The organism is Gordonia sp. (in: high G+C Gram-positive bacteria), assembly GCF_049299075.1.
In the GTDB taxonomy this organism is placed as follows: domain Bacteria; phylum Actinomycetota; class Actinomycetes; order Mycobacteriales; family Mycobacteriaceae; genus Gordonia.
This window is the reverse complement of record NZ_JBAQWU010000475.1, coordinates 1-10,806: the sequence shown is the minus strand read 5'-3', so window position 1 is coordinate 10,806 and position 10,806 is coordinate 1. Positions and strand designations below refer to the sequence as shown.

7 protein-coding genes are annotated in these 10,806 nt (G+C 66.2%); 3 read left to right on the top strand and 4 right to left on the bottom strand.

What is annotated here, in order from left to right:
* The first annotated feature begins 167 nt into the window (after window positions 1-167).
* Window positions 168-1,169: a class 1b ribonucleoside-diphosphate reductase subunit beta gene (gene nrdF, locus WAW85_RS15070; RefSeq protein WP_422560403.1), complete on the top strand. Its 1,002-nt coding sequence runs from the start codon at window positions 168-170 to the stop codon at window positions 1,167-1,169.
* A 207-nt stretch (window positions 1,170-1,376) separates the two neighbouring features.
* On the opposite strand, the gene WAW85_RS15065 is transcribed toward nrdF, so the two are convergent.
* Genes WAW85_RS15065 through WAW85_RS15055 form a run of 3 tightly spaced genes read right to left on the bottom strand, consistent with a single transcriptional unit; the run spans window position 1,377 to window position 6,157 of the window.
* Window positions 1,377-2,132 carry a hypothetical protein gene (locus tag WAW85_RS15065; protein ID WP_422560402.1) on the bottom strand — a complete coding sequence of 252 codons (756 nt, stop codon included), beginning with the start codon at window positions 2,130-2,132 and terminating at the stop codon, window positions 1,377-1,379.
* Complete coding sequence (locus WAW85_RS15060; RefSeq protein WP_422560401.1) at window positions 2,132-5,116, bottom strand: DEAD/DEAH box helicase; 2,985 nt, start codon at window positions 5,114-5,116, stop codon at window positions 2,132-2,134. The genes WAW85_RS15065 and WAW85_RS15060 overlap by 1 nt, the downstream gene beginning before the upstream one ends.
* 6 nt (window positions 5,117-5,122) lie before the next feature.
* Window positions 5,123-6,157, bottom strand: a complete 1,035-nt coding sequence (locus tag WAW85_RS15055) for an ABC transporter substrate-binding protein (protein ID WP_422560400.1) — start codon at window positions 6,155-6,157, stop codon at window positions 5,123-5,125.
* A 236-nt stretch (window positions 6,158-6,393) separates the two neighbouring features.
* Here WAW85_RS15055 and ctaD point away from each other — a divergent pair, with 236 nt between their 5' ends.
* Entirely contained in the window at window positions 6,394-8,139 is a 1,746-nt protein-coding gene (gene ctaD / locus WAW85_RS15050; RefSeq protein WP_422560399.1) for a cytochrome c oxidase subunit I, read from the top strand.
* A 141-nt stretch (window positions 8,140-8,280) separates the two neighbouring features.
* Window positions 8,281-9,510, top strand: a complete 1,230-nt coding sequence (serB, locus tag WAW85_RS15045; RefSeq protein ID WP_422560398.1) for a phosphoserine phosphatase SerB — start codon at window positions 8,281-8,283, stop codon at window positions 9,508-9,510.
* A gap of 3 nt (window positions 9,511-9,513) precedes the next feature.
* Here serB and WAW85_RS15040 read toward each other — a convergent pair whose 3' ends face one another.
* A complete protein-coding gene (locus WAW85_RS15040) occupies window positions 9,514-10,680 on the bottom strand; it encodes a polysaccharide deacetylase (protein WP_422560397.1) in 1,167 nt (388 codons plus the stop codon).
* Window positions 10,681-10,806 lie beyond the last annotated feature (126 nt).

Here is a 10,806-nt window from a genome sequence, read left to right as displayed (position 1 = left end):
GGTCAGGGGGCGGCGGGCGGCGAGGTCAGGGGGCGGCGGGCGACACGCCGGGTCGACACGCCGTCGCACGGAGAGACACACCATCTAGTGGTCGACATGCGGCGACGGCGCAACGGGTAGTGTTGTCCGCACTGCTTCATCCTCTGCCACGACAAACCCGAGGTGCCATGTCTGCGTCCGCTCACAGTCCAGCCGAAGGCGCACCGATCAAGTTGGTCGACCGCGTCAGTGCCATCAACTGGAACCGTGTTCCCGATGAGAAGGACGCCGAGGTCTGGGACCGACTGACCGGCAATTTCTGGCTCCCGGAGAAGGTGCCGGTGTCCAACGACATCCCGTCGTGGGGCACCCTCACCGACTACGAAAAAGAAATGACCATGCGGGTCTTTACCGGCCTGACGCTCCTGGACACCATCCAGGGCACCGTGGGTGCGGTTTCGCTGATCCCGGACGCGACCACCCCACACGAAGAAGCGGTGCTCACCAACATCGCGTTCATGGAGTCGGTCCACGCCAAGAGCTACAGCTCGATCTTCTCCACGCTCTGCTCCACCAAACAGATCGACGAAGCCTTCCGCTGGTCGGAGGAGAACGAATTCTTGCAGCGCAAAGCGCACGTCATCATGGACTACTACCGTGGCGACGACCCGCTCAAGCGCAAGGTCGCTTCGACGCTCCTCGAGTCCTTCCTCTTCTACTCGGGCTTCTATCTGCCGATGTACTGGAGTAGCCGCGCCAAATTGACCAACACTGCCGACCTGATCCGACTGATCATCCGCGACGAGGCCGTACACGGCTACTACATCGGCTACAAATATCAGCGCGCTCTGGAAGTGGAGACCCCACAGCGTCGCGCCGAACTGAAGGACTACACCTTCGAGCTGCTCTTCGATCTCTACGACAACGAGTCCGATTACACCGAGTCGCTGTACGATGAGGTCTGTCTCACCGAGGACGTCAAGAAGTTCCTGCGCTACAACGCCAACAAGGCGCTGATGAACTTGGGCTACGAGGCCATGTTCCCCAAGGATGAGACCGACGTGAACCCGGCCATCCTCTCGGCGCTCTCACCGAACGCCGACGAGAACCACGACTTCTTCTCCGGCTCGGGCAGCAGCTACGTGATCGGCAAGGCCGTCAACACCGAAGACGAGGACTGGGACTTCTGATCCCGACGACATCCGGCCTGCTGGGACGGCACCGCCGCGGGTGACCCGCGGGTGTCACTGGCGCAGGGGGGGACTCCGTGGACCAATGGACCACGGAGGTCGTGTCTGTGCCAGTGTGCGATTCCACGCGAGGCTTCCGGTGCAATGCGGGATGTCGAGCAGTCGAGTACCCACGATCCGGACCCGCCCGCGGGTCGGCGCACGTCGCTAGCGGGGGTCGTGAAGCGCAGCGTAGAGCTCGGCGAGGTCGTCGAGGGCTTCGGCAAGCTGGGTGGCACCCAGGCCGGAGACGCGCAGGGCGGTGCGTAGCGCGGCGGCGTTGAGTTCGGCGAGGGCCTCGACGCGGGAGAACGATGGTGCCGCCGGCAGCCGGACGCCATCGCCGTAGAAGTCGGCATCGGGGGCGACGGACACTTCCCCGGAGCGGTGCGGCGCGGGGCTGGCCGCGCGGCCGCGAACCGCGGCCAGCAGATCCGGCAGATCCGTGCCCAAGATCCGCAGCAGCGTCGTCGGTTGCTTGTCGATCTGCGCCGACAACTCGAAGGCCACCGCCAGCGCATGAATGCACCGCGGCGCCTCGTCGGGACAGGTGCACGCGGACGCGACATCGGCGGACTCGGTCGGCGCGATCAGCTCGCCGAGGGGGGCAGGCTGCTCGCCCCGGGCCACCGCCAACAGTGCCTCCACATCTCCAGTCCGGCGCAGCAGGTCCACGACAGTCTGCGGATCGAGCGGCCGCGGGGTGAGGATCACCTCGAACGGATCGAGCTGACTGCCGCGCACCGACGCCGTGATCTCACCGCGGCCGAACTCCAGCCGGTCGACGTGATGGTCCCGGAAGTACCGGCGTGCTCCGGTCAGGTGCCGGTGGTCGGCGCCCGACTCGAAGACCGCCGCGAAGGCGCGGCCCCAGGAAGTCAGTCCGTAGCCACGCACCGGCGCGGAACCTGTGCGGCGCGCCATCACTCGCCGACCGCCTCGTCGCGCAGGGCCAGCAGGTCGAACAGTGCGTCGTCGCCGAGATCGGACAGCCAACTTTCACCGGTCGCCACGGTCAGCGACGAGAGCTCGCGCTTGGCCGCGATCAGCTCGTCAATCCGCTCTTCCAACGTGCCCACACACACGAATTTGCGCACCTGCACCGCCCTTGTCTGGCCGATCCGGTACGCGCGGTCGGTGGCTTGCTCCTCAACGGCGGGGTTCCACCATCGGTCGGCGTGGATGACGTGGTTGGCCGCGACCAGGTTCAGACCGGTGCCGCCAGCCTTCAAAGTGGCCACCATGATCGGCGGACCGCCGTCCGCCGCGAAGTCAGTCACCAGCTGATCTCGTTCGCCGCGGGCGAGGCCGCCGTGCAAAAGCCGGATCTCCCGGCCGAGCATCGGCGTCAGCCATTCGGAGAGGAGCTCGCCGAATGCGGCGAACTGAGTGAAGATCAGAGCGCGATCGCCCTCGTCGACCAGTGTCGTGGCGATGTCGGACAGCAGTTCGACCTTGCCCGAGCGGTGCCTGCCTTTGCGGAGCATCGGAGACCCGTCGCCCAGGTAGTGCGCCGGATGATTGCATACCTGCTTGAGTCTGGTGAGCGCGGCCAGCACCGTCTTGCGGCGCTGGCCGTGCTGCCGGGCGTCGGTCAGAGCCTCGTGCAGATCATTGAGAATCGCCTGGTACAGGCCGGCCTGCTCTTCGGTCAGGTTGGTCCGAACCGTCAACTCGGTCTTCTCCGGCAGTTCGTCGGCAATCGCCGGATCGGTCTTGAGTCGACGCAGAATAAACGGTCGGGTAAGCGCATTGAGTCGCTGCAGCGCGCGCGGATCCCGTTCCCGCTCAATGGGTTCGGCGAACTTAGACCGGAACGACGACGCGCTCCCCAAGAGTCCGGGGTTCACCAGATCGATCACCGCGCGCAGGTCCTCCAGGCGGTTTTCCACCGGCGTTCCGGTTAAGGCGAATCGTCGCCGAACGCGCAATGCGCGAAGGGACTTTGCCGCTGCGGTGCGGACATTCTTCACGTGCTGAGCCTCGTCGACCACCAGCACATCCCATGTGGCAGCAGTGAACTGATCGCGGTCGCGTGTCAGCGTGGCGAACGTTGTGACCACGACATCGGTTGCGGCACAGGACAATTGGTTGGGATCGCGATTCGGCCCGTGATGCACAACGACAGTCAGGTCCGGGGCGAAGCGCTCCAGCTCTCGCTGCCAGTTGCCGATCACTGACATCGGACAGACCACTAGGGCGGGCGCCGTGGTCGGGTGGTCGGCGCGGCGCAGGGTCAATAGCGCGATCACCTGCACCGTCTTGCCCAGGCCCATATCGTCGGCCAGCACCCCGCCCGCGCCGATCACCGAGAGCGCATGCAGCCATTCCAGGCCGCGTTGTTGATAGGGGCGTAGTTCGGCGTGCAGCGCGGCAGGTGGGTCGACCGGACCGGGGCGTAGCGTCCCACCTGTGGCGACGTCGTCGAGCCAGCCGAGGCCCTCGACGCTGGTGACCGGGACCGGCAGGCGATCATCGGAGTCGGTGATCAACCGCATCAGTTCGGCCATCTCGAGCGCGGTGCCCTGGTCGCCGCTCTGCTTCGCGGCCTGGGCGGCGATGAGGAAGTTCGCCGCACGAGTGAGGGCGGCCTGTTCGGCCCGCACCCACCGGCCACGTACCCGGACCAGATCGCCATGCTGGCGGGCCAGCTCGTCTAGGTCGTCCTGACTCAGCGGAGCACTGCCATCGCCGAGGGCCAGCCGCCACTCGAAGTCGGAGATCTCATCCAGACCCACCAGACCCGGGCGGGCGCCGCCGCCGGGCACCTCGGTGCCGCGCAGCGCGAGGGTGGGGGACACCACCGCGACTGTCCGGGGCAGCAGCACGGTGACGCCGGCTGCCCCGATCGCCGCGGCCCCGTCGGCGAAGAACGCGGCGACCTGCTCGGTGTTCAGTAGGAAGTCCAGGGTGTGCGGGTCGGTCTCGGCCCGGGACAGCTCGCCGCAGGCGTGCACCGCGAGGGCGAGCTCATTGGTCAGCTCGTCGAGGTCGTGCGCATTGAGCCGATGGGGGACGGCCGGTTCGATTTCCCCGGTCGGTAGTCGGCGGCACACCTGCAACCGCCACCGATCTGCCGCTCGGTCGCTGCCTGATTCGTCGCCCGCCGAAGCCGGGGCGCCGCCGTCCAGGCGGGTGTCGTTCGAGCTGTCGTCGTCGGGTTGGTGCAACCGCAGCACTAGCGACGGACCGTCCGGTGTGCCGGTGTCCAACCACGCCTGCCAGGTGGCGGCCAATCCGGCGCCGGGGCGTTGCGTGCCCGATTCAGGATTCATCGGCACGGGGGCCGCGGCGGTGAGACCGTCGATCAGCGGAATGCGCGATCGGCCCCGTTCGCTGGTCAACGCCCGGCGGCATTCGGCATCGAGCACTTCTCCGACGAAGTCGAAGAGCGCGGCGCTGCCGGTCCGCCCGGTCGGATCGTCACCGACCAGCGCTGGCGGTGCGCTGGCCGTGATCACCGCCTGCCAGCCGCGCCACGCGGGTGTCGGCAGGGGTAGCCAGGCGAGCGCTGGTTCATCGCCGGTGTTCGGGACGCCCGGCGCCACGGCACCGGCGTCACGCAGTGACCGTGCTCCGGCCAGCAAGTACCGGTAGAAGGACAGCTCGCCGCCGACGCTCAGGTGCTCGCATCGGTCTAGCAGTTCGACGGTGGTGGGCACCCCGAGGACCACTGCGCGATGCAGGGTTCGGGCCCCTCCGGGGCCGACGCGTTCGACGGTGTGGCGCAACCTGCGGCGCGCAAGCAGATCGCTGACCGACTCCGGGAGGCGGACCAGCTCGCCGAGCGGCGGTGTCTCGCCAGCGGTGACCACGACCCCGTTCGGCCACAGCGCCAGCCCGAGACCCGGGCGCCACACGGCACGTAGCCCCAGGTCCGGTGGACCGGAGTGGGGGCGGACCGGCACGGGCGGTCAGCCTGACGTGGAGTTCAGTGAGCTTCGGATGTCATGCAGGATCAGCCAGGCCGCGGCCAGACCGGAAGTGCGATACCAGATCTCATCGTCGACCCACCGGACCCGGCTCCAGCTCGGGGCGCCCAGATCCTGCCAGCGGTCGCTCTCGAGCATCGATGTGCCGCGGGCGAGTCCTGGCTCACCGTCGGCGCTGACGTAGATGATGTCGCCGTCGACGGCGGAAAAGTTGGCGTCGTTCACCGCCACGGCCTCAGGCGCTCGCTGCCGGACCGGACGCTGCGCGCCGACCTGCGCCAGCACCGCAGCACTGAAGTTGTCGGTTCCTTCAATCAGTTCGGCGTCCGGGGTGAAGCGCACCAACGACACCTGCGTGTGCGAGGCATCGGTCACCCCGCCGATGCGCGCAGCTTCGGCGTCGAATTCGGCGATCCGGGTTGCGGCGGCGGTTGACCGGTTCAGCGCCGCGGCAATCATCGTGAACGTGGACTGCCACTCCGCGCCGCTGCCGGGGTCGATGGTGACGACTCGCGCCGAGCCCATAGCGCCGGTCTCCCGCAGCGCGGTCACGTCCGCAGCGGTCGCCGGGGTGGCCAACACCACCTCGGCGTTCGCGTCGGTCACCTGTTGGGCTGTCGGTGCGTCGCCGAATGTCGGGACGGCGGCCAACGCGGGACCGAGGTAGGCGGGAATGCTGCCGGCTGGCGCGGTGAGGCCGCGCACTGCGGCCGGGACGCCGAGTGCGCAGAACGCATCGAGCAGCACCGGATCGGTCACGATCACCCGGGGGACGGCGGCGGTGCCGTCGTCGGCAGTGGTCGGGGCCAGGCACGTTGTCTCGTAGTCGCGTCCGGGATTGACGATGTCGACCCGTGCGATGCGCGTGGTCACCGTGGTGATCACCGAACCGTCTGGGGTGCGCAGGAGGTCGTCGGTATCGCCGCATGCGGTCAGTCCAGCGACGGCGGTGAGAGCCGCGACTGCCAGCGTCCAGCGACGGATCCGGGCGCGAGTCATCGAGGAGTAATCGAGCACGCGCCTACGCTAGCAGAGCAGCGCGGCCGTCCGGGGACGGGCGCGTCGCTGCTGCAGTAGCCGTCACCTGGGGAAACAGGGGTGTGGCAAGATCAATTACGACAGATCGTAGGACCCGCTCGGCAGGCGGCCTGCGTCTGGTTTAGGATCATCTCAAAGCACTGGCGGCATTGTGCCGCCGCGAGTGTTTGCAGGGGTAGAGTCCAGGCGCAAGGCAGCGCCCAGGAGGAGGATCTGTGACCGCACTAGACCAACCGACGACCGTGGTGACCCCGGTTCGTCCATACCCGCAGCGCTACGGTGCCAAGGGATCGTTCTTTTACAAGATGATCACCACGACCGATCACAAGTTGATCGGCCAGATGTACCTGGTGGCCTCGTTCGCGTTCTTCCTGGTGGGCGGACTGATGGCCCTCCTGATGCGCATTGAGCTGACCCATCCGGGCCTCCAGTTCCTTTCCAATGAGCAGTTCAACCAGCTGTTCACCATGCACGGCACCATCATGCTGCTGATGTACGCCACCCCGGTGGTCATCGGCTTTGCGAACTTCGTGCTGCCGCTGCAGATCGGATCCCCGGATGTCGCGTTCCCGCGCTTGAATGCGATGGGCTTCTGGCTCTTCTTGTTCGGCAACCTGGTGGCGCTGAGCGGCTTCATCACTCCCGGTGGTGCCGCCGACTTCGGCTGGACCGCCTACACGCCGCTGTCGGACGCGGTGCACTCGCCCGGAATGGGTCCCGACCTGTGGATCATGGGTCTGGGCGTGGCTGGCCTCGGTACCATTCTCGGCGCCGTCAATATGATCACCACCGTCGTCTGCCTCCGCGCACCCGGTATGACCATGTTCCGCATGCCGATCTTCACCTGGAACATCCTGGTGACCAGCGTGCTGATCCTGCTGATCTTCCCGCTGCTGACCGCGGCGCTGCTTGGCTTGGAGGTCGACCGCCAGTTCGGTGCGCACATCTATGACCCGGCCAACGGTGGCGTCATCCTCTGGCAGCACCTGTTCTGGTTCTTCGGCCATCCCGAGGTGTACGTGATCGCGCTGCCGTTCTTCGGCATCGTCTCCGAGGTCTTCCCGATTTTCGCCCGCAAGCCGCTGTTCGGTTATTCGGGCTTGGTTTACGCGACCTTGGCGATCGCCGCGCTGTCGGTGGCTGTCTGGGCGCACCACATGTACGTCACCGGCGCCATCCTCTTGCCGTTCTTCTCGTTCATGACATTCCTGATCGCGGTGCCGACAGGCGTGAAGTTCTTCAACTGGATAGGCACGATGTGGAAGGGCAGAATGACCTTCGAGTCGCCGATGCTCTTCTCGATCGGCTTCATCGTGACCTTCCTGTTCGGTGGCCTCACCGGTGTGCTGATGGCGAGTCCGCCGATTGACTTCCACATCTCGGACACGTACTTCATCGTGGCGCACTTCCACTACGTCCTGTTCGGCACCATCGTCTTCGCGACCTACGCCGGTATCTACCTGTGGTTCCCGAAGATGACCGGTCGCATGCTCGACGAGACGCTCGGCAAGTGGCATTTCTGGCTGACCTTCATCGGCTTCCACACCACGTTCCTGGTGCAGCACTGGCTGGGCAATGAGGGTATGCCGCGTCGGTACGCCGACTACTTGGCCACCGACGGCTTCACCACGTTGAATATGGTGTCGACGCTCGGCGCGTTCATTCTGGGGCTGTCGATGTTCCCGTTCCTGTGGAACATCTTCAAGAGCTACCGCTACGGCGAGGTCGTCACGGTCGACGACCCGTGGGGCTTTGGCAACTCGCTCGAGTGGGCCACCAGCTGCCCGCCGCCGCGGCACAACTTCACCGAGCTGCCCCGGATCCGTTCGGAGCGTCCGGCGTTCGAGTTGCACTACCCGCACATGGTCGACCGCATGCGTGCCGAAGCCCACGTGGGTTGGGGCAGCGACAAGCACCTCGAGGCGCCGCACGGTAACCAGCAGCAGGGTGCGCCCAACTGATAGCGGCTCACCCCGCACTGCCGTAACCAGGTCCGCCCGACTCGCTCGGGCGGACCTGGTTTTTTCCGAGGCTGGCGGGCCTCCGGGCGCGAAGTCCCACCTGCCGTGCACCGTCAGGTCCCGGCCCTTCATAATTCAGGGGTGGCAAACACCGAAGCGAAGACCTCGATCCTCCTGACCGTCAGCGGGCCGGACAAGCCCGGCGTCACCTCATCGTTGATGTCGGTGCTGTCCGAGGGCGGTGTCAATTTGCTCGACGTGGAGCAGGTGGTCATCAACGATCACCTGACCCTGGGCGTCTTGGTGGCGACTGACCGTGGTGTGGAGGACTTGCGCGCCACGGTGACCGCAGCGATGTCAGCGCTCGGCATGAACGTCACGGTGGAGGTGAACGACAGAGTTGACGCTGCCTCGCCATCGACGCATGCTGTGGTGATTCTGGGCAACCCGCTGTCCGCCGAGTCGTTCGCCGCCGTCTCGGCGGCGCTGGCCGCCCAGGGCGGCAACATCGACTCGATCCGCGGCATCGCGGACTACCCGATCACCGGTCTGGAACTGATGGTCAGCGTCGGCGCAGGCCCAGACGCCGACACCGCACTGCGGCAGGGGCTCGGGGCGGTGGCGTCGGCATTCCCGATCGATATCGCCGTGGAGCGCGGCGGCCTGGCCCGTCGGGCAAAACGGGTCATCGTCTTCGATGTCGACTCCACGCTGATCCAGGGTGAAGTGATCGAGATGCTGGCCGCCGAGGCTGGCCGCGAAGCCGAAGTCGCTGCCGTGACCGAGGCGGCCATGCGCGGTGAACTGGACTTCGCCGAATCACTGCACCAGCGGGTCCGTGCGCTCGAAGGGCTCGATGCGGAGGTGATCGACCGGGTCGCGGCGTCGATCGAGCTGACTGCGGGGGCGCGCACCACCATCCGCACCCTGAACCGGCTCGGCTACCACTGCGGTGTCGTCTCCGGCGGCTTCCGTCAGGTGATTGATCCGTTGGCCGCGGACCTGGAGTTGGACTTCGTGCGGGCCAATACCCTGGAAATCGTGGACGGCAAGCTCACCGGCCGGGTCGTCGGTGAGGTGATCGACCGGGCTGGCAAGGCGCGTGCGCTGGAGACCTTCGCACGGGAACGCGGCGTGCCGATGGAGCAGACAGTGGCCGTCGGCGACGGTGCGAACGATATGGACATGCTGGCGGCGGCCGGGCTGGGCATCGCGTTCAACGCCAAGCCCGCGCTTCGCGAGGTGGCTGATGCGACACTCGACCATCCGTACCTGGATGCAGTGCTGTACATGCTGGGCGTTACCCGCGAGGAGGTGGAGGCCGCCGACGCCGTCGACGGTGTGCTGCGCCGCGTGCCGTTAGAGTCCTGATAGTCAGTGCTTGGCGTCGAGCGCGACGGCAGGGCGGGCTTGCAGTTCGGCGAGAACTGCCGGGTCCTGCGCTTCCATCCACGCAATCACGTCCTGGTAGGTCGCGCAGATGGTCTCCGGCTTGCCGCACACCTCGCGCATGAAGTCCGCAGTAGCCGGATTGAAGGCGTTTCCGCTCCAGTCGTTGAAGTGGTTGGCGATCACCAGCGGCGCCCGGTTGCCTTCGAAGGCGCGCTTATACATGTAGTCGTAGGTTGCCCTCACCACCCGGCGAATCTTCGGCGCGTCCTTCGGGCGGTTCTGGGCTCCGTTGAATGAGTACCAAAAGTTGTAGTCCAGCGCGGTCTGCCGGGCTTTGAGTGCCGGGGAGTACACGTACGGGATGGCGAACTCCCAGATCCCCCGTTCTTTGGCTGGCCAGTAGATGCCCGGTTCGCGGCCGTCCATGGACGAGTCCCAGGTCATATCGTGTTGGCGTAGCGCAGGGAACAGGGTATTTGGGGTGCCCTCCAGGCATTGGGTGCGTCCGCCTTTAACCACCTCGGGGCCGAACGCCAAGTCCGGTCCCTCGTTGATCCCGTTGTTCTCGCGCCAATTGACCATCAGTGAGAAGAACTGATCGAGCTCGTGATTCCAGTCGGCTGTCGTCCAGTCCTTGCCCGGATACTTAGTGCCTGCGCAAAAGTGTCCGACGAAGTGGGTACCCATTTCGTGGCCGTCGTACCAGGTGCGATTGAGGTATTCGACCTCCTGGAGGACTTCGTCCTTGGTGCCGCCGAAGCCGATCGCGGCTTCGCCCGGTTTGTGCCCGGGGCCGCGGTACTTGCGCCGGTTCTTGTCGGTGAGGAAGTAGAGGCCGGTCATCAGGGCGGTGAAACGCGCATCGGTCTCGTTCGCGGTCTGTAAGAAGAGGTCCCAGTTCTTGCTGACACCGACGCCGTCAAAGGAGAAGAGGATGAACTGCGGGGGCTTCTCGCCGGGCGCGAGCTTCTGAATCTTCACGTTCGAAGCCTTGCGGACCGGGGCCGCGGGTTGCGTGGGCCCAGCCACGGTGCTCCGCACCGGCTCGCCAGCGATCTGCTGCGGAGCGCAGGCTGCCGTCGCCACCACCGTGGTCAGCCCCAGGGCGAGCGCGAGCACTCGCTGCCAGCGAGCCGACGATCCCCACATTACGTTCACCTTCCTGCTTCGGTTACCTGGCCAGTGTAGGTGCCGTGCGCCCTGTACTAGCGTTGGCGCGATGGTGTCATCAGCAAATCTTGCGAGATTGGCCGACAGGCTTGGCGATCGGCCGGA